The 22,950-nt window shown below is 74.0% G+C and carries 24 protein-coding genes and 1 pseudogene; 11 read left to right on the top strand and 14 right to left on the bottom strand.

Features of this window, described 5'->3' with window-relative positions; all coding sequences use genetic code 11:
- Positions 1 to 203: 203 nt before the first annotated feature.
- The 4 genes and pseudogenes from OO52_RS49475 to OO52_RS06345 form a co-directional block, all read right to left on the bottom strand.
- Positions 204 to 695, bottom strand: coding sequence for a hypothetical protein (locus tag OO52_RS49475; protein WP_030641826.1), 492 nt, complete (start codon positions 693 to 695; stop codon positions 204 to 206).
- A 12-nt stretch (positions 696 to 707) separates the two neighbouring features.
- Positions 708 to 1,186 (bottom strand): annotated as a pseudogene (locus OO52_RS53925) (molybdopterin-dependent oxidoreductase); the annotation flags it as partial.
- 54 nt (positions 1,187 to 1,240) lie between these two features.
- Entirely contained in the window at positions 1,241 to 2,815 is a 1,575-nt protein-coding gene (locus OO52_RS06350; RefSeq protein ID WP_030641824.1) for a hypothetical protein, read from the bottom strand.
- 179 nt (positions 2,816 to 2,994) lie between these two features.
- Complete coding sequence (locus OO52_RS06345) at positions 2,995 to 3,345, bottom strand: DoxX family protein (protein ID WP_030641823.1); 351 nt, start codon at positions 3,343 to 3,345, stop codon at positions 2,995 to 2,997.
- A 62-nt stretch (positions 3,346 to 3,407) separates the two neighbouring features.
- Here OO52_RS06345 and OO52_RS06340 point away from each other — a divergent pair, with 62 nt between their 5' ends.
- The 10 genes from OO52_RS06340 (at position 3,408) to hypA (ending at position 11,354) form a co-directional block, all read left to right on the top strand.
- Positions 3,408 to 4,304, top strand: a complete 897-nt coding sequence (locus tag OO52_RS06340) for a LysR family transcriptional regulator (protein WP_030641822.1) — start codon at positions 3,408 to 3,410, stop codon at positions 4,302 to 4,304.
- A 116-nt stretch (positions 4,305 to 4,420) separates the two neighbouring features.
- Positions 4,421 to 5,941: a hypothetical protein gene (locus OO52_RS06335; RefSeq protein ID WP_030641821.1), complete on the top strand. Its 1,521-nt coding sequence runs from the start codon at positions 4,421 to 4,423 to the stop codon at positions 5,939 to 5,941.
- Complete coding sequence (locus OO52_RS06330) at positions 5,928 to 6,473, top strand: hemerythrin domain-containing protein (RefSeq protein ID WP_030641820.1); 546 nt, start codon at positions 5,928 to 5,930, stop codon at positions 6,471 to 6,473. Before OO52_RS06335 ends, OO52_RS06330 begins: the two co-directional genes overlap by 14 nt.
- Entirely contained in the window at positions 6,470 to 7,561 is a 1,092-nt protein-coding gene (locus tag OO52_RS06325) for a hydrogenase expression protein HypE (protein WP_030641819.1), read from the top strand. The genes OO52_RS06330 and OO52_RS06325 overlap by 4 nt, the downstream gene beginning before the upstream one ends.
- Before the next feature lie 48 nt (positions 7,562 to 7,609).
- Positions 7,610 to 9,409: a nickel-dependent hydrogenase large subunit gene (locus OO52_RS06320; protein WP_030641817.1), complete on the top strand. Its 1,800-nt coding sequence runs from the start codon at positions 7,610 to 7,612 to the stop codon at positions 9,407 to 9,409.
- Positions 9,402 to 9,944 carry a NifU family protein gene (locus OO52_RS06315; protein ID WP_030641816.1) on the top strand — a complete coding sequence of 181 codons (543 nt, stop codon included), beginning with the start codon at positions 9,402 to 9,404 and terminating at the stop codon, positions 9,942 to 9,944. The genes OO52_RS06320 and OO52_RS06315 overlap by 8 nt, the downstream gene beginning before the upstream one ends.
- Entirely contained in the window at positions 9,941 to 10,528 is a 588-nt protein-coding gene (locus OO52_RS06310) for a DUF5947 family protein (protein ID WP_030641814.1), read from the top strand. The genes OO52_RS06315 and OO52_RS06310 overlap by 4 nt, the downstream gene beginning before the upstream one ends.
- 25 nt (positions 10,529 to 10,553) lie before the next feature.
- A complete protein-coding gene (locus OO52_RS06305) occupies positions 10,554 to 10,760 on the top strand; it encodes a hypothetical protein (protein WP_030641811.1) in 207 nt (68 codons plus the stop codon).
- A gap of 95 nt (positions 10,761 to 10,855) precedes the next feature.
- A complete protein-coding gene (locus tag OO52_RS53920) occupies positions 10,856 to 10,990 on the top strand; it encodes a hypothetical protein (protein WP_267881460.1) in 135 nt (44 codons plus the stop codon).
- 7 nt (positions 10,991 to 10,997) lie between these two features.
- Positions 10,998 to 11,354, top strand: a complete 357-nt coding sequence (gene hypA / locus OO52_RS06295; RefSeq protein WP_030641809.1) for a hydrogenase maturation nickel metallochaperone HypA — start codon at positions 10,998 to 11,000, stop codon at positions 11,352 to 11,354.
- Between the two features lie 23 nt (positions 11,355 to 11,377).
- Here the strand turns inward: hypA and hypE are convergent, their stop codons facing one another.
- The 10 genes from hypE to OO52_RS06245 all read right to left on the bottom strand — a co-directional run bounded on the left by hypE (position 11,378) and on the right by OO52_RS06245 (position 22,251).
- Complete coding sequence (gene hypE, locus OO52_RS06290) at positions 11,378 to 12,457, bottom strand: hydrogenase expression/formation protein HypE (protein WP_030641808.1); 1,080 nt, start codon at positions 12,455 to 12,457, stop codon at positions 11,378 to 11,380.
- The gene (hypD, locus tag OO52_RS06285) at positions 12,450 to 13,595 is read right to left on the bottom strand and encodes a hydrogenase formation protein HypD (protein ID WP_030641807.1); all 1,146 of its coding nucleotides are present in this window, start codon (positions 13,593 to 13,595) and stop codon (positions 12,450 to 12,452) included. The genes hypE and hypD overlap by 8 nt, the downstream gene beginning before the upstream one ends.
- On the bottom strand, positions 13,592 to 13,882 hold the full coding sequence (locus tag OO52_RS06280) for a HypC/HybG/HupF family hydrogenase formation chaperone (protein WP_030641806.1): 291 nt from the start codon (positions 13,880 to 13,882) through the stop codon (positions 13,592 to 13,594). Before OO52_RS06280 ends, hypD begins: the two co-directional genes overlap by 4 nt.
- A gap of 3 nt (positions 13,883 to 13,885) precedes the next feature.
- Complete coding sequence (gene hypF / locus OO52_RS06275) at positions 13,886 to 16,258, bottom strand: carbamoyltransferase HypF (RefSeq protein WP_030641804.1); 2,373 nt, start codon at positions 16,256 to 16,258, stop codon at positions 13,886 to 13,888.
- Positions 16,255 to 16,974 (bottom strand): hydrogenase nickel incorporation protein HypB, encoded by a 720-nt coding sequence (gene hypB, locus OO52_RS06270; RefSeq protein WP_030641801.1) that lies wholly within the window; start codon positions 16,972 to 16,974, stop codon positions 16,255 to 16,257. The genes hypF and hypB overlap by 4 nt, the downstream gene beginning before the upstream one ends.
- 58 nt (positions 16,975 to 17,032) lie before the next feature.
- Positions 17,033 to 17,611, bottom strand: a complete 579-nt coding sequence (locus tag OO52_RS06265; protein WP_030641799.1) for a hydrogenase maturation protease — start codon at positions 17,609 to 17,611, stop codon at positions 17,033 to 17,035.
- Positions 17,608 to 19,317, bottom strand: coding sequence for a hydrogenase maturation protein (locus tag OO52_RS06260; protein WP_030641797.1), 1,710 nt, complete (start codon positions 19,315 to 19,317; stop codon positions 17,608 to 17,610). Before OO52_RS06260 ends, OO52_RS06265 begins: the two co-directional genes overlap by 4 nt.
- A 66-nt stretch (positions 19,318 to 19,383) precedes the next feature.
- On the bottom strand, positions 19,384 to 19,752 hold the full coding sequence (locus OO52_RS06255) for a hypothetical protein (protein WP_030641795.1): 369 nt from the start codon (positions 19,750 to 19,752) through the stop codon (positions 19,384 to 19,386).
- A 563-nt stretch (positions 19,753 to 20,315) separates the two neighbouring features.
- Positions 20,316 to 20,840, bottom strand: a complete 525-nt coding sequence (locus OO52_RS06250; protein WP_030641793.1) for a hypothetical protein — start codon at positions 20,838 to 20,840, stop codon at positions 20,316 to 20,318.
- 139 nt (positions 20,841 to 20,979) lie between these two features.
- Entirely contained in the window at positions 20,980 to 22,251 is a 1,272-nt protein-coding gene (locus OO52_RS06245; protein ID WP_030641791.1) for an FAD-dependent oxidoreductase, read from the bottom strand.
- 156 nt (positions 22,252 to 22,407) lie between these two features.
- Here OO52_RS06245 and OO52_RS06240 point away from each other — a divergent pair, with 156 nt between their 5' ends.
- Positions 22,408 to 22,899 carry a DUF1360 domain-containing protein gene (locus OO52_RS06240; protein ID WP_030641789.1) on the top strand — a complete coding sequence of 164 codons (492 nt, stop codon included), beginning with the start codon at positions 22,408 to 22,410 and terminating at the stop codon, positions 22,897 to 22,899.
- Positions 22,900 to 22,950: the final 51 nt, after the last annotated feature.

The raw sequence follows: 22,950 nt of genomic DNA, 5'->3' as shown, positions 1-22,950 counted from the left end.
ACCGGCCGGCTCGGCCGGGCGCGGACCCTGCTGCTGCCGGCCGCGCTCGGCGAGGTGCGGGTGACCGGGCCCGCCGATGTCCTGTTCGGCTACGTCCCCGACCTCGACGACGACATCCGGGCCCCGCTGACGGCCGCCGGCCACGGGCCGACCCTGATCGCCGCCCTCGGCGAGGGACTCCAGGCACGGCCCGGGCCCGGCGCTCAGACGCTGGTCAGCACCTGCGGCGACAACTGCTTGATCATGGTGTTGGTCCAGCGGATCTGGCGCAGGGTCTGCGGGTGGCAGTCGCTCGCCAGGGCGAGGAGCCGGGGATCGCGGCCCGCCTGCGCGGCCTGCGCGAGCATCTCCCAGTGGACGGAGTTGCGGGTGGCCGCCAGGTGCAGGTCGAGCAGGTCGTGCAGGAGCAGCAGGCCCGGTTCGGAGCGGCGGCCCATGGCCTCCGCCGCCTTGGCGCGCAGCGTGGCGAGCGGGCCCGGCGTCGGGTCGTCGGGCGGACCGGACAGGTCGAGTCCGTAGTGGTGGCCGGTGTCGGCGAGGCGGGCGCCGTGCTCGTGCGACCAGCGGGCCAGATCCGTGGCGACATGGTGGATCTCGTGCTCGGTGCGGTGCCGCTCCGCGGCGGCCATGAGGGCCTTCTCCAGATGCCGTTCGCCGTGGTGCAGGGTGCGCAGGGTGAGGGCCAGGGCGTTCATCGCGCGCTCCCCGGAGCCGGGCTGCCCGTCGCTGCCGAAGCTCTCCTTCAGCGCCTCGGCGGCGGTCGCCGTGCACAGCCGGGTGTTGCCGTCCAGGTGGTTGGTGCCGATGCCGGCCCGGGCGAGCACGGCGAGGGTGTAGTACTCCTCCAGGAAGAGCTGGCCGGCGGTGTAGAAGCCGATGGAGCCGGGGCCGCGCTCGTCCAGCAGGTACCGGGTGCGGGCCGCGATCCGGCCCATGGCCGTGTCCCAGTCGCAGGGCACCAGCCGGCCGTTCTCCCGGACCAGCGGCCTGGTCAGCCGGTCCGGGGAGCCGTTCGCCTGCCAGCCGTCCAGGTCCTTGGGCCCGAGGCGGACGGCACCCAGCGCTCCACGTCCTCCTCGGTGAGGCCGGGCGCGAGGTGCAGGTCGGTGCGGACCGGCCAGGGCGTCCCCCGGTCGTACGGGGTCCGAGGACCCCAGGGATCGCCGATGCGGTCGTCGTCGTTCACGGTCCCACCTCGGGGTGTCGCCTCGCGTCGTCGCGCGGGTACCCCGGCCGCCGATCAGTACCCGGACCCCAGCCGCTGGGTCGAGTAGGCGCACTCCGTGTAGATGTAGCCGGACCTGAGCCTGGCGGTGTCCGAGGCCGGGGTCGCGGTGCTGTCGCCGTTCGGCTTGTGCACGAAGTACGTGGTGCCGACGGGCAGGCTGATGGTGCGCTGCGGGTAGTTCCTGCTGCTGTCGTTGCAGGGCTTGAAGGTGGAGAACGCCGTGTCGGCGAACGTGTACGCCTTGCAGCCGCCGCAGCCCTTGAGGGTGAAGCTGCCGGTGACCGGGCCGGTGTAGAGGACGGTGATGTCGTCCGGGCTGTCGTTCTTGACGGTGACGGAGATGCTGCCGCCGGAGGCCAGGGTGGGCAGCTTCTTGCCGGCCGCCGGGAGGGTCTGGGCGACCTCGGCGGCTATGGCGACCTTCTGGGCGCGGGCGCGGTTCCTGTCGTGCTTGTGGCCGGCGGCGAACTGCTCCATGGTCTTCTGCGCCGCGTCGAAGTCGCCGTCCCGGTACTGGTCGACACCGCAGGAGTACTCGCCGGCGTCGCCGCTGCGGCCGGCCCGGTTCGCGGCCTTCGCCAGCCGGCCGTCCGTGTCACCGGCCGACCTGGACAGGTCCGCGATCCGGGTGTCGAGGTCGCGCAGCCTCGCGACGGCCGCGCAGGGTTCGTCACCGCCGACGGCCTTCTCCGTCTTCGCCACCGCCGCGTCGACGGCGGGCACCACCTTGGCCGCCGCCCCGGACCGCGGGAAGGTGTCGAGCAGGTCGCCGAAGCGGTTCACCCAGTCCGTGTCGCCGGTCGCCAGGTGCCGCGCACCGCACTCGTAGAGGGCGGTCGCGAGCCGGTCGTCGGGCCACCGCGCCAGCGCGCCGAGCTGTTCCCGCGGCATCGTGTCCGGCACGGTGCGGAGGTACTTCAGCGGCTCCACGGCGTCGCAGTACTCCCGGTGGCCGTAGGCCGCGCCGACCGTCGTGTAGTAGGTCCGCAGGCTGTCCGGGACCTGCCGGGCCGCGCGGGAACCACCGTGGTGCACGGCGATGTCGCGGTAGACCTCCAGCGCCGTGCCGTAGTCGAGGCGGGCGGCGCCGAAGGACTGCCGGCCGCTGTCGGCCACCAGGTCGTCGGCGCGCTCCAGGCGGCCGAGGAGCGTCTGCTCCACCGCCTCGTCGTGGGCGTCCTCGTACCAGAGGGCGCCGCCGGCCGGTACCGCGAGCAGCACCACGCCCAGCAGCAGCGCGAGCGGCGCGCTGCCCGGCCCGGCGAGCCGGGTGCGCAGTCCGGCGATTGCGCCGTGGACGGCCGCCACCAGCAGGAGTGCGGCGTAGCCGGCGAGCGCGGCGCCGGGGACGCCGTCGGCGTCGGCGGGGAGCGCGACGAGCAGGAGCACGCCGGTCGCGACCCAGCAGACGGCCATCGCCATCCAGCGGCGCAGCAGCGCGTAACCGAGGCCGAGGCCGCTGAGGTTGAGCAGGGCGACCGCGATGGCCCGCCAGGCGTCCGGCGGCGCGGGCGGCGGGCCCGGCGGCATGGGCGGCAGCGTCGGCCCGCCGAACCCTTGACCCGGACCGTACGGACCTCCGGACATGATGGCTCCCCCCGGTCAACTCCGCCCGCATGTCTGTGGATCCGCAGTGTACGGGCGCGCGGGCATACCGGACAGAGGGTCGAACGCCCGCCCTTTCCCACACGAGCCGAATGCACCTGATGCCCCATTGGTCCGGTTGCCCCGGGCGGCCCCTCCGCCGCCGCGCTGAGCGTGCCCGTTCACCGGGTCGCCGCCAGGGTCAGGGCCCCGGCCGCCAGCGCCAGGAACAGGGCGGGGAAGACGATCGTGCGGAACACGCGGGCCCGTACGTGGGCGGCCACCGCGCCGACGTAGAACAGCACCAGGCCGACGCCGGCGGCGATGCCCAGGGTGCGTACGCCCAGCAGCCCGAGGAGCAGCCCGGCCGCTCCGGCGGCCTTCAGCAGGGCGAGCGCGGGAAGCCGGCGGGGGGACACCCCGACCTGGGCCGAGTTGGCGAGGACGAACGGCGCCTTCGCGAGGTCGGCCGCCGCGATGCCCGCGTTGGCCAGCACGGTCGCGCAGGTGACGGTGAGATAGGCGAGGTTCATGCTGTCCACGCTCGCCGGAGGGTCGCCGCGACGTCCAATACCAGCGTCCATAACCTTCTGGAATGGACGTCGACTCGCGTCTGCTGCGCTCCTTCCTGGCCGTCGCCGAGGAGGGCAGCCTCGTCCGCGCCGCCGAGCGGGTGTACGTGTCCCAGCCGGCGCTGACCAAGCAGATCCGGCAACTGGAGACCCGGCTCGGGGTACGGCTCTTCGAGCGCTCGCGCACCGGCATGGCGCTGACGGACGCCGGCCGGGAACTCGCGCGCCGAGCCCCGGGCGTCCTGGCGGCCTGGGACGACGCCCTGCGCGCCGCGCGGGCCGCCGGACGGCGCGCGGCCCGGGTGCTGCGCGTGGGCTTCGTCGCGAGCGCGGCCAACGAGGCGACGCCGGCGATCGTCGCCGAGTTCGCCCGGCGGCGGCCCGGGTGGCGGGCCGAGCTGCGGCAGGCCGCCTGGACGAACCCGAGCGCGGGTCTGGCCGACGGCGAGGTGGACGCGGCGCTGCTGCGGCTGCCGTTCCCGGGCCAGGACGCGCTGCGGGTCGAGGTGCTGTTCAGCGAGGAGCGCTGGGTGGCGCTGCCGAGCGCGCACCGGCTCGCGGAGCGGACGGAGATCGCCTTCCGGGAGCTGTGGGACGAGCCGTTCGTGGCCGCTCCGCCGGAGACCGGCGCCTGGCGCGACCACTGGCTGGCCGCCGGTGAGCGCGAGGGCCGTCCGGTCCGGATCGGCGCGGTCACCGAGCAGCCCGACGACTGGCTGAGCGCCATCGCCAGCGGGTACGGCGTCGCCCTCGCGCCCGCGTCCGCCGCCCGGTTCTACGCCCGCCCCGGTGTCGTCTACCGCCCGGTCACGGGGGTCAGCCCGACCCGGGTGGCCGTGGCCTGGGCACCGGCCGACGACCGGAACCCGGTCGTACGGGACTTCGTCCGCTGCTGCCTGGACCTCGCCCGCACCACCTGACAAACGCGTGTTCTCCCCTGTCCGGCGCAATGACGGTGCGCCGGAGGGGCGGGCGGGCGTGACCGGTGTGACCGTGGGGGTGGAGTCCACGGACGCACCAGTGGCGAGGAGAGGGCATGGCGAACGCAACCGGCGAGGCCTGTGCGGAGCTGAGTGCCGTCGCGGACGCCGTGCTCTACGAGGGCTACCTGCTCTATCCCTATCGCCGGTCCTCGGCGAAGAACCGGGTCCGCTGGCAGTTCGGGGTGCTGCTGCCCCGGAACTGGGTGGAGCGGGACGGGCCGGTCACGCCCGGGCTCTCCGGTTCCGCCGACTCCTGGTACCAGCAGACCGAGTGTCTGCTGCGGGTGCGGCGCGCCGACGCGGCCGTCCGGGTGCGGGTGCGGTACCTGCAACTCCAGCACAAGCAGGTGGAGGCGGCCGACGGGGACGGGACGCATCGTCCGGTCGAGTCGTTGCGGACGGCCGACGGGACCGCCCACCTGTCGTTCGAGGAGGCCGTGCCCCGCGAGACCGAACTGGTGCTGTCGTTGGAGGAGTTGCTGCGGAGCGGCCGGACCGTCGCCGTGGGAGCGCCGGCCGGGGCGGAGTACGAGCCGTTGCCGGCGGGGGCGGGGCGGACCGTGCGCCGGCGCCGGGAGGTGCGGGCCGGGGCTACGGTCACGGCCGAGCGGCTCGGACCCGGGCTGTGCCGGCTGCGGGTGCGCACCGAGAACACCGGTGAAGCGCCGGACCCGCGGGCCCCCCGGAGTGCGGTGCTGGGGCAGGCGCTGCTCGCCACGCACACCCTCCTCACCGGCGACGGCGTGGAGTTCGTGTCGCTGATCGATCCGCCGGCCGCTCTCGCGGAGCAGGTCCGCGGCTGCCGCAACGCGTTCACGTTCCCGGTGCTGGGCGGCGCCCCGCCGGAGCCCGCGAGCGGTGACGGGGCGACGGGCGCGCTGCTGCTCTCCGCGCCGATCATCCTCCCCGACCATCCCCAGGTGGCGCCGGAGAGCCCGGGCGATCTGCACGACGCGGCGGAGATCGACGAGATCCTCACGCTGCGCACGATGCTGCTGACCGACGAGGAGAAGGCCGAGGCCCGGGCCACCGACCCGCGGGCCGCGCGGATCCTCGACCGGGTGGACACCATGCCCCAGGAGGTCTTCTCCCGGCTGCACGGCGCCATCCGCTCCCTCACCCCACGAACCCCCGCTCCCGAACGACCGCCGGCCCCCGCTCCCGAGCGGCCCGCCTGGTGGCAGGAGGGAGGCGACGACGGGCTGTCCCCGGCGACGGACACCGTGCTGGTGGACGGTGTGCCCGTGGGCGGCGGCAGCCGGGTGCGGCTGTGTCCGCGCGGCCGGGGGGCCGACGCCCAGGACATGTTCCTGGCCGGGCGCACCGCGCGGGTGGCCGCGGTCTTCCACGACGTGGACGGCAGCACGCACCTGGCCGTCACGGTCGACGACGATCCGGCCGCCGAACTCCACGGCTGGTACGGCCGTTTCCACTACTTCCGGCCCGACGAGGTCGAATCGCTCGGCCCCGACGCCCCACCGGGTCCGGGCCGGCCGATCCGGCCGCAGTCCCCGCGGCCGCCCGAGCGTCCGGCCGGCGGGCCGGAGGAGGGACGGTTCGATGGACGCCCTTGACGTCCTCATGCACGACCACCGGATGGTCGAGCAGTTGTTCCGCGACTACGAGGCCGCGGCCTCCGACCGGCAGCGGCGCGGTGTCGTGGAGCTGTTGGTGCGTGAGCTGTCCAAGCACGCGGCGCTGGAGGAGATGCTCCTGTACCCCCTCGCCAGGAAGGTGCTGCCGGACGGCGACCGGGAGATCGACGAGCACTTGAGCGAGCACATGGGGGTGAAGCAGACCCTCCTCGCACTCGACCGGCTCGGCGAGGGCGACCAGCGGACCGGCGAGCTGGTGGCGGAACTGCGCCGCGAGGTGTCGGAGCACATCCAGGAGGAGGAGGGCACCCTGATGCCCCGGCTGCGGGATGCCGTCTCCCAGCATGAACTGGACCGGCTGGGCGAGCTGATCGGGCAGGCCAAGGCCACCGCGCCGACCCGCCCGCACCCGCACGCCCCCGACCAGCCGCCCGCCCTGACCCTCGCGGCCCCCCTGGCCGCGGCCTACGACCGACTCCGAGACCGACTGCAGCGGAGGCCGACGACATGACCACTCAGAGCGGCACCACCGAAGTGACGCGTGAACCCAGCCGGTCCGAGGCGCGCGGGAACGGGTTCGACGAGATCTACATCCTGTGGATCTCCGAGGGCATGAGCTGCGACGGCGACACGGTGTCCATGACGGCCGCCGGGCAGCCCGGCATCGAGGACCTGGTCGCCGGACTCATCCCGGGCCTGCCGAAGGTCAACCTGGTCAACAAGGTGCTCTCCCCCAGTCTGGGCGGCGAGGACTTCCTCGCTCCCTACCGGGCGGCGGCGCGCGGGGAGTTGTCCCCGTTCATCCTCGTCATCGAGGGTTCGGTCCCGAACCAGAACATCATCGAGGGCGACGGCTACTGGACGTCGTTCGGCAACGACCCGGACACGGGCGAGCCGCAGACCCTCAACTGGTGGATCGACCAACTGGCGCCCAAGGCCTGGGCGGTGGTGGCCGCCGGCACCTGTGCCACGTACGGCGGCATCCACGCCATGGCGGGCAACCCCACCGGCTGCATGGGCCTCGCGGACTACCTGGGCTGGGACTTCAGGTCGCAGGGCGCGCTGCCGGTGGTGAACGTGCCGGGTTGCCCGATCCAGCCGGAGAACTTCATGGAGACCCTCATCTGGGTGCTCTACCACGCGGCCGGGGCCGCCCCGCCGCCCCCGCTGGACCACATGCTGCGCCCGCAGTGGCTGTTCGGCAAGACGGTGCACGAGGGCTGCGACCGGGCCGCGTACTACGAGCAGGCGGACTTCGCGAAGGACTACAACTCCCCGAAGTGCCTGGTGAAGACCGGCTGCTGGGGGCCGGTCGTGAACTGCAACGTGCCCAAGCGCGGCTGGATGGCCGGCATCGGCGGCTGCCCGAACGTCGGCGGCATCTGCATCGGCTGCACCATGCCCAGCTTCCCGGACGCGTTCATGCCGTTCATGGACGAGCCGACCGGCGGTGCCCTGTCGTCCGCGCTGCTCAAGCCGTACGGCGCCGTCGTCCGACGGCTGCGCGGCCTGACCAGCATCGCGGTGAACCGCGAGCCCAAGTGGCACCACAACGGACCGGAACTGACCACCGGTTACGACCCGTACTGGCGTCCCTGAGCGCCGGCACCCACCCACGCCTACGACGAACGAGGGGCAGGAAGCGACATGACGACCACCGAGGACCCGACCCGGGTCACCGGGCGCAAGCCCGCGCAGATCGTGGACATGTCCTGGGACCCGATCACCCGGATCATCGGCAACCTCGGCATCTACACGAAGATCGACTTCGCCAACCAGGAAGTCGTGGAGTGCCACAGCACCTCGTCGCTCTTCAGGGGCTACTCGGTGTTCATGAAGGGCAAGGACCCGCGCGACGCCGGGTTCATCACGTCCCGGATCTGCGGCATCTGCGGCGACAACCACACCACGTGCTCCAACTACGCCCAGCAGATGGCCTACGGCGTCAAGCCGCCGCGGATGGCCGAGAACATCACCAACCTGGGCGAAGCGGCCGAGTACATGTTCGACCACACCCTCTTCCAGGACAACCTGGTCTTCGTGGACTTCTGCGAGGCGATGGTCAAGGCGACCAACCCCGGTGTGCTGGCCCGCGCCGAGCGCACCGACGCGCCCCGCGGGGACATCCACGGCTACCGGACGATCGCCGACATCATGCGGGCCTTCAACCCCTTCGAGGGCGAGGTCTACAAGGAGGCGCTGAAGGTCAGCCGGGTCACCCGGGAGATGTTCTGCCTGATGGAGGGGCGGCACGTCCACCCCTCCACGCTGTACCCGGGCGGCGTCGGCACGATGCCGCAGCCGAACACCTTCACCGACTACCTCGCCCGGCTGATGCGCGTCATCGACTTCGTGAAGAAGGCGGTGGCGATGAACGACGACGTCTTCGACTTCTTCTACGAGGCCCTGCCGGGCTACGAGGAGGTCGGCAGGCGCCGCATCATGCTGGGCTGCTGGGGCGCCTGGCAGAACCCGGACGTGGTCGACTACCGGTACGAGAACATGAACCGCTGGGGCAAGGCGATGTACGTCACCCCGGGCATCATCGTGGACGGCAAGCTGGTCACGAACAACCTGATCGACATCAACCTCGGCCTGCGCGTCCTGCTGGGCAGCTCCTTCTACGAGGACTGGGTCAACGAGCAGCCGTTCGTCACCCACGACCCGCTGGGCAACCCCGTCGACATGCGCCACCCCTGGAACCAGACCACCGTCCCGGTGCCGCAGAAGCGGGACTTCGCCGGCAACTACAGCTGGGTGATGAGCCCACGCTGGTACCACCCCGAGACGGGTCAGCACCTGGCGCTGGACACCGGCGGCGGCCCGCTCGCCCGGCTGTGGTCGACCGCGCTGAGCGCCCTGGTCGACACGCCGTACGTCAAGGCCACCGGCGACAGCGTGCGCATCTCCCTGCCCCGGGGCGAGGAGCTGCCCGAGACCACCCTGGAGTGGCGCATCCCGAAGTGGAGCAACACCATCGAACGGGACCGCGCCCGGCCCTATTTCGTCGCCTACGCCGCCGCCATGGCCCTGCAGTTCCTGGAGGAGTCGATGGAGCTGCTGCGGGCCGGCGAGACGAAGATCTTCGAGAACTACGAGGTGCCGGACGAGGCGATCGGCTGCGGCTTCCACGAGGCGGTGCGCGGTGTCCTCTCGCACCACCTGGTGATCAGGGACCAGAAGATCGCCAACTACCATCCCTACCCGCCCACCCCGTGGAACGCCAGCCCGCGCGACATCTACGGCACGCCGGGCCCGTACGAGGACGCCGTCCAGGGCCAGCCGATCTTCGAGGAGAACGGGCCCGACGACTTCAAGGGCGTCGACATCATGCGCACCGTGCGCAGCTTCGACCCCTGTCTGCCGTGCGGGGTGCACATGTACATGGGCAAGGGCAGGACGCTCTCCACCGTGCACTCGCCGACGTACGGGGCGAACCATGGCTGACGGCGGGCGGCTCGCGGACCCGGCCGTCGAGGCGCGGCTGGCCCGGCTGGACGAGCTGCTGGCCGGGCTGGAGTCGGCGCCCGGTCCCGCGGCGGCCACCGCCGTCGAGGCCGTGCGGGTGCTGACCGAGGTCTACGGCGAGGCCCTGGCCCGGGCGCTCGACCTGGCCGGTGAGCAGCAGGCCGCACGGTTCGCCGAGGACGAGTTGCTGGAGCACCTGCTGGTGCTGCACGGGCTGCACCCCGAGCCGCCCGCGCGGCGGGCCGAGCGCGCCGTCGACCGGCTGCGGCCGGCGGTGCGCGAGCGCGGCGGCGACGTCGAACTGGTCGGCGTCGACGGGCAGGTGGCCCGGGTGCGGGTCACCGAGGCGAGTGGCTGCGGGTCCGGCTGCGGCGGCGGGCCCACGGTCGCCGACGCCGTACGGGAGGCCGTGCTGGCCGTCGCCCCCGAGCTGACGGCGGTCGAGCAGCTGTCCGCGCCGGCCGCGCCCGCCTTCGTACCGCTGGACTCGTTGCTGGTGCGGGAGGCGCGGTGAGGGTGGACGGTGCGCTGGCCCGGGTCATCCGCTCGGCCGGTGAGCGGGACGGCCCCGAGCGGTGCGACCTGTGCGCGGAAGCCGTACCGGAGGAGCACCGCCACCTGTACGCCGCCGACCGCGAGGAGCTGCTGTGCGCCTGCGGGGCGTGTGCGGTGCTGTTCGCCGGTGACGGTGCGGGCGGCGGCCGGTATCTGCTGGTGCCGAGCCGCCGGGTGCGGCTGGCCCCGGTGGACACCGGGCCGCTCGGGGTGCCGGTCGGGCTGGTGTTCTTCGTGCCGCGTGCGGACGGCTCGGTCACCGCGCAGGGCCCGAGCCCGGCCGGGGCGATGCGCTGGGAGGTGGAGGCGGGCCGATGGACTCAGATGTGTGCCGCGTGTCCTCCGCTGGCGACCATGGCACCCGAGGTGGAGGCTCTGTTGGTGAACACCGTACGGGGCCAGGACCACCACTGGATCGTGCCGGTGGACGACTGCTTCCGGATGGTCGCGCTGGTCCGCCGGGAGTGGCGCGGCCTCGCCGGAGGCGGCCGGGTCTGGCCGGCCGTGGAGCGGTTCTTCGCGGAGCTCACCGAGCGGCCGTGAGGGCTGGCAGGAGAGGAGAACGGCGATGAGCACCATCCGAGTGGGCCGCCCCCAGGCGAAGCCCGACACACCGGGGCACGTGCACGGGCTGCACCAGGGCAACAGCGGGCCGTACAAGCGCCAGACCGGACACCACAGGGACGGCACGTCCGACGCGCGCCGTTCCACCGGGATCCACTGGAAGCGGCACGACGCCATCATGAAGATCATGCCGAACATCTCGCCGGGATGAGGAACAGGATGAGACTGCACAAGGGCATCGCGAGAGGGACGCGTCCAGCGGGAGTGACGGCCGCTCCGGCGCGGACGGGGACGACGGCACAGCGCGTGCTGATCGCACAGGGTGTCGCGCTCGGCGCCCTCGCGTTCGGGCTGCTCGTCCTCGAGCTCCCGGGCATCATCCGCGAGGTGCGCATCTGGCGCATGATCAATCTGCGCTCCGGCGCCAAGCGTCCGCGCTGAGCCGGCCGTGCACGAGCTGTCGATCGCGACCGCGATCGTGGAACAGGCGGCGGAGATCGCCCGCGCGGACGGTGTGGCCGGTGTGGCCGCGGTGACCGTCCGGGTCGGGGAGCTGGCCGGTGTCGTGCCGGACGCGCTGCACTTCGCCTTCGAGGTGGCCCGCGACGGCACGGCGCTCGCCGGGGCCCGGCTGATCGTGGAGCAGGTGACGGCGCGGGCCTGGTGCGAGGGGTGTGCCGAGGAGTTCACGCTCGGCATGCCGCCGTTCTTCTGGTGCCCGCGCTGCGACCGGCCCTCGCAGGAGCTGCGCGGCGGCCGGGAGCTGGAGATCACGGACGTGGAGCCGGCCCCGGCCCCGGCCTGACGGCGGGGCCGGGGAGGGCGGTGTCAGCAGATGCGAGGCAGCTGCTCGCCCAGCGGCAGGTCGAGCACCCGGGTGCCGCCGAGACCGGTGGCGACGACGACCATGCCGGGGTGGTCCTCGACGCACTCGCCGATGAGGGCGGCGCCCCTGCCCTGCGGGTGGGCACGCACGGCCGCCAGGACGGCCTCGGCGTGCTCCGCGGGGACGAAGGCGACGAGCCGGCCCTCGTTGGCGACGTACAGCGGGTCGAGTCCCAGGAAGCCGCAGGCGTTCGCGACCTCGTCCGGGACCGGGACGGCCCGCTCCCGCAGCCGTACACCGGTGCCGGAGGCGCGGGCGATCTCGTTGAGGGACGCGCCGAGGCCGCCCCGGGTGGGGTCGCGCAGCACGTGGACGTCCGGGGTGACCGCCAGCATGGTGGCCACCAGGTCCGCGAGCGGCGCGGTGTCGGAGGTGATCTCGACGCCGAACTCCAGGCCCTCGCGCACGCTCAGGACGGCGACCCCGTGCTGGCCGATCGGCCCGCTGACGAGGACGGCGTCGCCGGGCCGGGCGCGCTGCGGGCGGATGTCGACGCCTTCGGGGACGAGGCCGACGCCGGCGGTGGTGACGTACACGCCGTCGCCGTGCCCGGACTCGACCACCTTGGTGTCGCCGGTGGCGATGGTGACGCCGGCGGCCCGGGCCGCGTCGCCCATGGCGCGGGCGACGCGCTCGACGACGGCCAGTTCCACGCCCTCCTCCAGGATGAAGGCGGCGGAGAGGTGGGTGGGCCGGGCGCCGCTCATCGCCAGGTCGTTGACCGTGCCGTTGACGGCGAGGTCGCCGAGGCTGCCGCCGGGGAAGAACAGCGGGCGTACGACGTAGGAGTCGGTGGAGAAGGCCAGCCGGGCGCCGCCGAGGCCGAGGACGGCCGAGTCGGTGAGCGCCGCGAGCGTGGGGTTGCCGTAGGCGGGAGCGAAGACCTGCTCGATCAGTTCCGCCGACAGGGCGCCGCCTCCGCCGTGGCCCATGACGACGACCGGCTGGTCGCGCAGGGGTGCGGGGCAGGTCCAGTTGGCGGGGTCGACGGGAGCGGTGTCCGTGGTGGCGAGGTCAGCCAACGGGGTTCATCTCCTCGCGCGGGATGCGGGATCCCTGTGGTGCCGGGCTGTCGGTCATCCTGCGGTACAGGTAGTAGGCCGCGCAGGCGCCCTCGCTGGAGACCATGGTGGCGCCGAGCGGGGTGCGCGGGGTGCAGGCCGTGCCGAACGCCTCGCACTCGGTGGGTTTGATAAGCCCTTGCAGGACGTCGCCGGCGCGGCACACGGCGGGTTCCTCGGTGCGGATGCCGGTGACGTCGAAGCGGTGTTCGGCGTCGTACGCGCGGAAGGCCTCGGACAGCCGCCAGCCGCTGTCCGGGATGCGGCCGATGCCCCGCCAGTTGCGGTCGGTGACCTCGAAGACCTCCTCGATCATGCGGACGGCCGCCGGATTGCCCTGGTCGCGCACGGCACGGGGGTAGGCGTTCTCCACCCGGTGCTCGCCGCGCTCCAGCTGGTGGACGGCCCGCCGGACGCCTTCGAGGATGTCCAGGGGTTCGAAGCCGGTGACGACGATCGGTACGCGGTGCCGTTCGGCGAGGTCCGGGTACTCGGCGGTGCCCATCACGCTGCACACGTGTCCGGCGGCGAGGAAGCCCCGGACCCGGCAGGCGGGGGCGGCCATGATGGCCTCGATCGCCGGGGGGACCCGGACGTGGGACACCAGGAGGCTGAAGTTGGCCAGGCCGAGGCGGCGGGCCTGGTGGACGGCCATGGCGTTGGCGGGGGCGGTCGTCTCGAAGCCGATGGCGAAGAACACGACCTGCCGGTCGGGGTGTCTGCGGGCCAGCTGCACGGCGTCCAGCGGCGAGTAGACGACCCGTACGTCGCCTCCCTCGCCCTTGACCCGGAAGAGGTCCCGGTCCGTTCCGGGCACGCGCAGCATGTCCCCGAAGGAACAGAAGACGACGTCGGGGCGTGCGGCGATCTCCAGGGCCTTGTCGATGACGTCCAGGGGGGTCACGCACACCGGGCAGCCGGGGCCGTGGATCAACTCCACTTCCTCCGGGAGGAGTTGGTCGATGCCGTGGCGGATGATGGAGTGGGTCTGGCCGCCGCAGACCTCCATCAGGGCCCAGGGCCGGGTGACCGTGGCATGGATCTCGTCCAGCAGCCGGCGCGCCAGATCCGGGTCGTTGAACTCGTCGATGTACTTCACCGGGCCTCCGTCCCGCTCTCCTGTCGTGCCGCCTGCTCCCAGGCGTCACCGAACTCCTCCTCCAGCAGCCCCAGTTGGCCGAACAGCTCCAGGGACGCGCGGGCCGACTCCTCGTCGAGGCGCTGGAGCGCGAAGCCGACGTGGACGATGACGTACTCCCCCACCTCGATGTCCGGCAGGTACTCCAGACAGGCCTGTTTCTGTACGCCGCCGAAGTCGATCAGGCCGGTGAGCGGGTCGGCACGGTGGTCGATGGACACGACCTTGCCGGGCACTGCCAGACACATGGGTCACTCCGTCTCGTGGTGGGCTGCTGTTCCCGCGACCATCAGCTGGCCGAGTGCCAGACCGCCGTCGTTCGGGGGGACTTCGCCGTGCCGGAGGACGGTGAGGCCGGCCGCGGTGAGCAGCGCGGCGGTCTCCTCCTCCAGCAGGGCGTTGGCGAAGACACCGCCGGTGAGGGCGACGGTGGTGAGGCCGGTCTCCGCCCGGGTCCGGCGGCAGAGGTGCGCCACCGCCCGGGCGACGCCCCGGTGGAAGCGGGCGGCCAGGACGGGTACGGGGGTGTGGCGGGCCCGGTCGCGCAGCAGGGCGCGGAGGGCGGGGGCCGGGTTCATCTCCCACCCGCCCGCCGGGATCCGCAGGCCAGGCGGCTGACGCCACTCGGTGAGGCCGAACGGGTAGGCGCCCGTGTCCGCGTCCCAGGCCTTCAGCGCCGCCGCCTCCAGCTCCAGCGCCGCCTGTGCCTCGTATCCGGCGCGGTGGCACAGCCCCACGAGGGACGACACGGCGTCGAAGAGCCGTCCCATGCCGGAGGTCGGCACACAGGCCAGTCCGCGCGTCAACTGCTGTCGCAGGACGGCGAGTTCGGTTTCCGTGCAGGCCTCGACGCTCGGCAGCCCGGGTTCCCACGGCAGACCCGCCGCCCACAGCCGGGCCAGGGCGAGCCGGCAGGGGTTGGCCACGCCGGTGTCGCCGCCGGGCAGCGGGGCGGGGGTCAGACGGGCGAGGCGCCGGTAGCCGGTGTAGTCGGCGAGCAGGATCTCGCCGCCCCACACCGTGCCGTCGTCGCCGTATCCGGTGCCGTCGAAGGCGACGCCGATCACGGGCGTGCGGCCGTCGAGGCCGTGTTCGGCCATCGCCGAGGCGATGTGGGCGTGGTGGTGCTGGACCAGCACCGGTTCGCCCAGGCCGAGGCGGGCGGCCCGGCGGGTCGAGTGGTAGCCGGGGTGGCGGTCGGCGGCCACCAGCCCGGGGGTGACTCCGGTGAGGCGGGTCAGGTGCCGTTCGGCGCGTTCGGCGGCGGCGAGGCCGGCCAGGTCGCCCAGGTCGCCGATGTGCGGCCCGAACCAGGCCTGGTCGCCCTCCCCCAGGCACAGGGCGTTCTTCAGGTCGCCGCCGGTGGCGAGCGTGGGGCGGACCGGGAGCGGGAGGCGCAGGGGGCGGGGGACGTAGCCGCGGGAGCGCCGCAGGACCTGTTCGGTGCCGTCGGGGCGGACGCGCAGGAGGGAGTCGTCGCACGGGGAGGCGATGGGCCGGTCGTGGGTGAGCCAGGCGTCGGCGAGTCCGGCGAGCCGGGTCAGCGCCTCGGTGTCGTCGGTGACGATGGGCTCGCCGGAGCGGTTGCCGCTGGTCATGACCAGCACCCGGGGGCCGGGCGGGTCGCCGGGCAGCCCGAGGAGCAGGGTGTGCACGGGGGTGTAGGGCAGCAGCAGGCCGACGTGCGGGCTGCCCGGGCAGACCTGGCCGGCGAGGCGGAGGCCGTCCGGGGGTGTGCGGCGGCGCAGCAGGACGATGGGGCGGCGGGCGCTGGTGAGCGCGTCCCGTTCGGCGGCGGAGAGCACCGCGACGCGTTCCGCCGTCTCCAGGTCGGCGCACATCACGGCGAAGGCCTTGCCGCCCCGCTCCTTGCGGCGGCGCAGGGTGGCGACGGCCCGGGCATCGGTCGCGTCGCAGGCCAGGTGGTAGCCGCCGACGCCCTTGACGGCGATGATCCGCCCCGCGGCGAGCAGCGCCCGTGCCGTCGCGAGGGCCTGCGCGTCCCGGTCCGGGCGGACGCCGAGGCCCGCGGCCGGGACGAGGGTGAGGCGCGGGCCGCAGTCGGGGCAGGCGACGGGCTGGGCGTGGAAGCGCCGGTCGGCCGGGTCGCCGTACTCGCGGGCGCAGGCGGGGCACATCGGGAAGCCGGCCATGGTGGTGGCCGGCCGGTCGTAGGGCATCCCGGTGGCGATGGTGAACCGGGGGCCGCAGTGGGTGCAGGTGACGAAGGGGTGGCGGTGCCGGCGGTCGCCGGGGTCGGCGAGTTCGCGCAGGCAGTCGGCGCAGGTCGCGGTGTCGGGCGGGAGCCGGGTGCGGCCCGGGGAGCGTTCGGTGGGGCGGATGGTGAAGGGGCCGGTGGCGCCGGTGGCGGGGACGTCCTCGCAGCCGACGCCGGTCACGGTCGCGAGCGGGGGCGGCTGCTCGGTCAGCCGGCCGGCGAACCGGTCGACGTCGTCCGGCGGGCCCTCGACCTCGATGAGCACGCCGTCCGCGGTGTTGCTGACGAACCCGGTCAGCGCCAGTCCGGCGGCCAGGCGGTGCACGTACGGCCGGAAGCCGACGCCCTGGACCGTGCCGCGCACGGTGATCCGGCGGCGGACCGGGCCGGTGACGGGCGCGGTCACGCGACGGGCGCGGAGGCGGGGTGGTGGTGCGGGTGCGGGGCGAGCGGCGGGCGGTGCGGCGGGGCGCCGTCGCGGGCGGCGAGGGCGCGGTCGAGCAGGGTGCCGACGCCGGTGCCGGTGCGGGCGCAGGAGCGGATGATCTCCACACCCGGGTTGACCTGGTGCACGTTCTCGTGGAAGAGGCTCTCGTCGAAGCCGGCCGGTCCGGCCAGGTCGGTCTTGGTGATCACGACGAGGTGGGCGGAGCCGAACGCGGTCGGGTACTTCAGCGGCTTGTCCTCGCCCTCGGTGACCGCCATCAGCACGATCCGCAGGGTCTCCCCGAGGTCGTACGCGGCCGGGCAGACCAGGTTGCCGACGTTCTCCACGAAGAGCACCGAGGTGTCCGGCGGCAGCCAGCCGGTGAGCCGGGCGCCGACCTGGCGGGCCTCCAGGTGGCACAGCCCGTCGGTGAGCAGTTGCTGGACGGGCGCGCCGGACCGGGCCAGCCGGACGGCGTCGTTCTCGGTCGCGAGGTCCGCGGTGAGCGCGGCCACCGGGACGCCCCGTTCCCCGGCCCGGGCCAGCACCCGGGCGAGGAGTTCGGTCTTGCCGCTGCCCGGGCTGGACAGCAGGTTGACGAGGGTGACGCCCTGCCGGGCGAGATCGTCGCGCAGGCTCGCGGCCAGGCCGTCGTTCTTCGCCAGCACTGCCTGTTTGACGTCGGACCGGCACATGGGCGCTGCTCCTCGGGTGCGGTGATGCCCCGGCCGCGTCCCGTGCGGCCCGGGGGTCTCACCGATCTTCGGTCGCGCCGGGCGCCGTACCGGGCAGCGCAGCCGAGTGCGGGGTCCCGGATTCCATCGGGCAGCCCAACGGGGGCAGCGGTCCGGCGGGATCGGCGAGGAGGGCGGGGACGAGGAGGTGCAGCGCGTCGACGGCCCGGTCGACCGCCTCCCGCACCGGCGTGCTGAGGCCCGGGAGGAGGTCGTCGTCGCCGGGCAGGAGGCCGGGTTCGCAGGCGAGGACGAGGACCCTGGGCAGGGGCTCGTCACCCAGGTGGGTGGCCAGGGCCAGCACCTTCGCCGGGTCCATGCCGTGGGCCTCGGGCGGGACGGTGGCGTCGGGGGGTTCGGCCTCGATCAGGGAGAGGGTGCCGGGGCGGTGCCCGCGCGGGGCCGCGTCGACGAGGACGGCGGTGGCGCAGCCGGACAGCAGGTCGTAGGCGAGGTCCAGGCCACGGATGCCGTAGTCGTGGACCCGGACCCCCGGCGGCAGCGGGCGTTGCTCCAGGGCGCGGATCACCTCGGGGCCGAAGGCGTCGTCGGCGAGGAAGATGTTGCCGACGCCGGCCACCAGCAGGCGCGGCGTCACCGGGTGTCTCCGGCGGCCGGGGCGAGGGGCCGGGCGGAACCGCCCGGTGTCTTGCGGACGAAGGCCGAACGCAGGGCGTGGTAGGGGGCCTCGGGGTCGAAGAAGAGGGCGTGCATACGGGCCAGTTCCGCCTCCCGGTACCGGGCGAGGGGCCGCTGCCGCTCGTCGGCGGCGCGGGCCGCCGCCTTGGCCGCGATCCGCCGGTCCAGGTCCCCGGTGGCGGCGAGCGCGGTCGCCAGTCGCTCGACCTCGGCCGGGAAGTCCCCCGGTGCGGCCGGCACCAGCCGGTCCACGAGCCCGAGCCGTACGGCGGTCGCGGCGCTGACCGGAAGGGCCTGCGTCGTCAGTCGTTCGGCCTGCTCCGGGCCGACGCGGCGCGGCAGGGTGTACGTCCAGAACTCGGAGCCGTACAGGCCCATGCGCCGGTAGTGCGGGTTGAGGACGACGCCGGTGCGGCACCACACCTGGTCGGCGGCGAGGGCGAGCATGGCGCCGCCGGCCGCGGCGTTGCCGCCGAGCGCGGCGACCACCAGCCGGTCGGTGGTGCGCAGCACGGCCTCCACGAGGTCGTCGATGGCGTTGAGGTTGGTCCAGGACTCCTCGGCCGGGTCGGGAGCCGCCTCGACGACGCTCAGGTGGATGCCGTTGGAGAAGAAGTCGCGGGTGCCGCCGAGGACGAGGACGCGGGTGGGGCGGGTGAGCGCCTCGGTGTAGGCGGCGAGCAGTCTGCGGCACTGGTCGGTGCTCATCGCGCCGCCCGGGAAGGAGAAGCCGAGGAAGCCGGTGTCGCCGTGCTGCCGGTAGCGGATGTCGGTCCAGGTGCGCCGGCCGGGCGGGAGCTCCAGCGGGGCGGGGACCTCCGGGAGGGCGAGACCGGCCCGGTACGCGGCGAGGACCGAGGCGGCCGGGCGGCGGAAGGGCGCCGGGTCGCCGGAGTTCCTGCGGGGGCGCAGTTCCGGGATCCAGACCGCGCCGTCGCGGGTGGCCCGGCAGACGGCGCCCGCGCGCTGGGCCAGCAGGGCGCCGGGGCGGCCGCGCAGTTCGTCCTCGGGGTGCCCGCCGTGCAGGAACACCTCGTGGCCGAGGAGTTCGTCCAGGACGCCCGGCTGGGAGTCGGCGCCGCGGAGCTTGCGCAGGACCGTGTCGGTGTCGTCGTGCTCCCAGTCGATCCGCCGCCGATCCTGCCGGAAGGCGTCGCGCCAGACGACCGTGACCGACTCGTCGGTCTGCGGGAGGGGCTTGTACGCGCCGTCGGCGTAGCGCCGTACGGCCGTCAGGACGGCGGTGACGGCGGCGTCGGAGGCCTCGTTGCGGTACAGGTCGCTCTTGCCGACGGGGGGCACGGGGAACGGCTCGGCCGCCCAGACCGGGCCCGCGTCCATGGCCGCCTCGGCCTGGAGCACGGTCACGCCCCACCGCTCGGCCCCGTCGGCGATGGCCCAGTCCAGCGAGGACGGGCCCCGGTCACCCGGCGGGCCGGGGTGCACGATCAGGCAGGTGTGCTCCCGCCACACGTCCTCGGGCAGGGCCGTCCTGAGCATCGGCGCGATGATCAGGTCGGGGCGCAGCTCGCGCACGGCGGCCCGGACCGGGTCGGGACCGTGCGCGGCGAGCACGACGTCCAGCCGGTGCCCGAGGTCCGACAGTTCGGCGTACAGGCGCTGGGAGAGGCTGTTGAACGCGCTGGCGACGAGCAGAATGTCCATGACACGGCATGGTCGTCGCTCGCCCGGGTGCCGGGAAGGACCGCCGCGGCGTTTCGCCGGCCCCGCTCAGGTCTCTTCCTCCATCCGGATCGCATTCCGCAGATCCTCGAAGGCCTGGCTCCGGTTGTCCTGGTGCGCCTCCAGCAGGGCGGCGGCGATCGCGTCGAGCTTGCGCTGGATCGCGTGCTCGGCGCGCATCTCGGAGTTCTTCAGCAGGGCCAGGAGCAGCAGGGTGACCGCCGTCATGGACTCGCCCGCGAGGAGCAGCACCTGGAGCGGCAGATGGGCGACGTGGGAGGCGGCGAAGAAGCTGACGAGGAGCAGGCAGAACAGGAAGAACAGCGGCGAGCTGGTGAAGTTCGAGGCGTATTCGGCGAGCTGTTCGAACCGGCCGCGGCGCGGGCCGCCGCGGTGGACGGGGTTCTTGAAGGTCATGGCCGAGCCTTTCCCGCGACGGGCGGCTCCCGCATCAGGTCCGCAGTACCTCGGCCGGGGCGTACGACACCGGGGGCTCGGCCGAGTGCCTGCGCGGTGGCCGTGAGCCAGCCGACACGGACGCGTACTGCGCCGGGCGCAGGCCCGGGGCGGGCGGGTCGGGCTCCCGGCACGGACGCGGACGACTCGGACACAGGGGCCCGAGGCGGGTCGGGCTCCCGGCGGGACGCGGACGGCTCGGACGTACAGACCCGGTGCGGGTCAGGCTCGCTGCGCGGACGCGGACGGCTCGGAGGCACGTACCCGGTGTCGGTCAGGCTCTCGGCACGGACGGGGACTGCTCGGACGCACCGACCCGGCGCCGGTCGGGCCCCAGCGCGGACGCGGACGGCTCGGACGTACAGACCAGGTACGGGTCAGGCTCCCGGCACGGACGCGGACGGCTCGGACGCACAGACCCGGTGCCGGTAAGGCCCCCAGCACGGACGCGGACGACTCGGTCGCAAGAACCCCGTGCCGGTCATACCCCCAGCGCGGGCGCGGGCCGCTGCGGCACCGCCGGCTCAGGCCGCGAGGGTCTCCCCCGGGGCGAGGCGGTCCACCAGCTGGTCGTGGTGCAGCTCGGCCACCGGCCACAGCAGGTCGGGGTGGCGGAGCAGGGCCGCCGCGCGGCGGTCGCCGTCGTCGGGGGTGAGCAGCCGGCGGAACTCGGTCGGCGTCGCGGCGTGCTCGCTCCCGGCGAGTGCGGCGACGGCCAGATCGGCCAGCTCGGGGTCGGTGAGCAGGGCGGCGGCCCAGCTGGCCACGACCTCGTCCACCCAGGTGCGCCAGGCCCAGTCCTCGGCCGGGTGCTCGCCGGCCCGCTCGGCGCCGGCGATCCAGTCGAGGCGGGCCGCGCCTCCGGGGCCCGCCATGGTGACCAGGCCCGCGTCGATCGCGGTGGGATACCGCAGCCAGGCGGCGACCGTCACCGCCTGCCGTGCCTGCGCCTCGCACAGCGCGGAGGCCAGTGCGCCGCCGCACGGCGGGTAGGCGACCGTCAGCCAGCGTGCCGTCGCGGCTATCAGGGGGGACAGATCAGTGAGCACAGCCGGGCCGTCCGAGGTGAGGGGGTACAGGGCTCCACGCAACGGTAGCCCCGCGCCGGGCACGGCCGGGAGGGGGTGCGTACCAGGTCATATGTGACCTGACCCACTCACCGGGAGTGGCTGCCCGCCGCTCGTCCGCTCACCGGGACGGTCCGCCCGTCGGTGTGCCCGCCGTCCGCCGGCGCATCGCCTCCTCGGGCGGGCGTTCCCGGAGGGCACCGTAGGCGATGAAATAGGCGGGGACGCGGCGCAGCCACGGCGCGCCGCTGAGCAGGCCCGCGAGGCGCCGGGCCCGCTCCGCGCCGCCCAGGGGCGGCCGGCCGCTCAGGACCGGCGCGATGACGCGCGCGTGGGCCGCCCGCTGCAGCGCCTGGGTGACGACCGTGGTGGGACGGCGGCGGCGCTGCACACCGCGTACGTCACGCAGCCCCACGGTGCCGCGGCGCAGGGGCCCGACCAGCAGGCGGGCGGTGGCCACGGCGTCCTGCACGGCGAGGTTGATCCCGATGCCGAAGACCGGGGACATGGCGTGCGCCGCGTCGCCGATGCACAGCAGACCGGGGCGGTGCCAGCGGCGCAGCCGGTCCAGGTGGACGTCGAGCAGCTTGACCTCGTCCCAGGAGCGCAGGGTGTGCGTCCGGTCGGCGATCCAGGGGACGGCATCGGCGAAGGCGCCCAGGAAGCGGTCCAGGCCGGCGGCCCGGCGCTCGGCGTCGGTGCCCTTGGGGATGAGCGCGGCGCACTGCCAGTAGTCGCCGCGGTCGATCATCGCGGCGAGGAAGCCCTCACCGGCGCCACCGACGAGCCCGCTCGGGTCGCCCGCGCGGCGCGGGAGGCGGAACCACCAGGCGTCCATCGGGCAGGCGAAGTGGTGCAGGCCCAGTTCGGGCAGGCACCGGGCCAGTGATCCGCGGCCGTCGCAGGCGATGGTGAGGAGGGCGCGCAGCTCGCCGGTGCGGCCGTCGGAGGTGCGGTAGCGCACCCCGGCGACCCGTCCGGACTCGACGACGAAGGAGGTGGCCTCCGTGTTCATCCTCAGCTCGAAGGACGGCTCGCGGCGGGCCTGGTCGGCGAGGAGGTCGAGCAGGTCCCACTGGGGCACCATCGCCACGTAGTTGCGCGGACCGGGCAGCGCGGAGAGGTCCGCCACGGTGACCGCCGACCGGCCGCCGCCCAGCGGCAGCTGGACGGTGCGGACCCGGCGCTGCGGCAGCCGGGCGAATTCCTCGGTCAGACCGAGGTCGTCCAGCAGCGCCAGGGTCGACGGGTGGACCGTGTCGCCGCGGAAGTCGCGCAGGAAGTCGGCGTGCTTCTCCAGCACGGTCACTTCGATCCCGGCCCGGGCCAGCAGCAGGGCGAGCACCATGCCCGCGGGGCCGCCCCCCACGACACAGCATGTGGTCTTTTCCATGGTGGTTCTGCCCTTCTCGTCGAGAGCAGTAATTCATCAGGTGATGAATACTATACCCCCCGCGGCCCGGAACGTCACGTGTCGCCGCCGTGGAGGGGGGAACTCGTTGCGCGCCCTGGGCAGGACGGGAGACGCACCGGGAGGCTGGGAGGCCGCATGACCAAGGACGCCGCACGCTACGACGAACAGGGCGAGGTCCCGCTGGGCGGCTATGCGGCCCTGGCCTCCGTGTTCCTGGCGGGGACCGGCACCTTCGCCCTGCTGGCCCGGCGCCGGGGTGTCCGCCTGCCGCAACAGGTGCCGCCCTGGGACGTGGCGCTGCTGGGCGCGGCGGCGTACAAGACGTCGCGTGTGCTCTCCAGGGACAAGATCACCAGCTTTCTGCGGGCGCCGTTCACCCGCCGCGCGGACCAGGGCGAGGCGAGCGAGGTCATGGACGAGCCCCGGGGCGACGGGTTCCGGCGCGCGGTCGGCGACCTGGTGTCCTGCCCGTTCTGCGTCGCCGCCTGGACCACCGGTGCCCTGGTGTGCTCCTACGCGGCGGCGCCCCGCCTCACCCGCCTGGTGTGCGGGGGCTTCGGCGCGCTGACCGTGGCGGACTGGCTGCAGTACGCGTGGACGTGGACCCAGCAGACGACGGAGAGCTGAGGCGGGGCCGCGGCGGTGACGGCTGTCCGACCCCCGGCTGTTGGTCGTCCT

The sequence above is a fragment of the Streptomyces flaveolus genome, from assembly GCF_000716535.1.
In the GTDB taxonomy this organism is placed as follows: Bacteria; Actinomycetota; Actinomycetes; order Streptomycetales; family Streptomycetaceae; genus Streptomyces; species Streptomyces flaveolus_A.
The sequence above is the reverse complement of the archived record's forward strand: the minus strand, read 5'-3'. Positions and strand labels throughout refer to the sequence as shown.

Bases quoted from the DNA above. Each gene is read 5' to 3' on its own strand.
- hypB (WP_030641801.1), bottom strand. From the start codon at position 16,974: ATGTGCCGGTCCGACGTCAAACAGGCAGTGCTGGCGAAGAACGACGGC.
- OO52_RS06350 (WP_030641824.1), bottom strand. From the start codon at position 2,815: ATGTCCGGAGGTCCGTACGGTCCGGGTCAAGGGTTCGGCGGGCCGACG.
- OO52_RS06330 (WP_030641820.1), top strand. From the start codon at position 5,928: ATGGACGCCCTTGACGTCCTCATGCACGACCACCGGATGGTCGAGCAG.
- OO52_RS06335 (WP_030641821.1), top strand. From the start codon at position 4,421: ATGGCGAACGCAACCGGCGAGGCCTGTGCGGAGCTGAGTGCCGTCGCG.
- OO52_RS06305 (WP_030641811.1), top strand. From the start codon at position 10,554: ATGAGCACCATCCGAGTGGGCCGCCCCCAGGCGAAGCCCGACACACCG.
- OO52_RS06345 (WP_030641823.1), bottom strand. From the start codon at position 3,345: ATGAACCTCGCCTATCTCACCGTCACCTGCGCGACCGTGCTGGCCAAC.
- OO52_RS06240 (WP_030641789.1), top strand. From the start codon at position 22,408: ATGACCAAGGACGCCGCACGCTACGACGAACAGGGCGAGGTCCCGCTG.
- OO52_RS06325 (WP_030641819.1), top strand. From the start codon at position 6,470: ATGACCACTCAGAGCGGCACCACCGAAGTGACGCGTGAACCCAGCCGG.
- OO52_RS06320 (WP_030641817.1), top strand. From the start codon at position 7,610: ATGACGACCACCGAGGACCCGACCCGGGTCACCGGGCGCAAGCCCGCG.
- OO52_RS49475 (WP_030641826.1), bottom strand. From the start codon at position 695: ATGAACGCCCTGGCCCTCACCCTGCGCACCCTGCACCACGGCGAACGG.
- OO52_RS06255 (WP_030641795.1), bottom strand. From the start codon at position 19,752: ATGACCTTCAAGAACCCCGTCCACCGCGGCGGCCCGCGCCGCGGCCGG.
- OO52_RS06340 (WP_030641822.1), top strand. From the start codon at position 3,408: ATGGACGTCGACTCGCGTCTGCTGCGCTCCTTCCTGGCCGTCGCCGAG.
- OO52_RS06280 (WP_030641806.1), bottom strand. From the start codon at position 13,882: ATGTGTCTGGCAGTGCCCGGCAAGGTCGTGTCCATCGACCACCGTGCC.
- OO52_RS06260 (WP_030641797.1), bottom strand. From the start codon at position 19,317: ATGGACATTCTGCTCGTCGCCAGCGCGTTCAACAGCCTCTCCCAGCGC.
- OO52_RS06315 (WP_030641816.1), top strand. From the start codon at position 9,402: ATGGCTGACGGCGGGCGGCTCGCGGACCCGGCCGTCGAGGCGCGGCTG.
- OO52_RS06245 (WP_030641791.1), bottom strand. From the start codon at position 22,251: ATGGAAAAGACCACATGCTGTGTCGTGGGGGGCGGCCCCGCGGGCATG.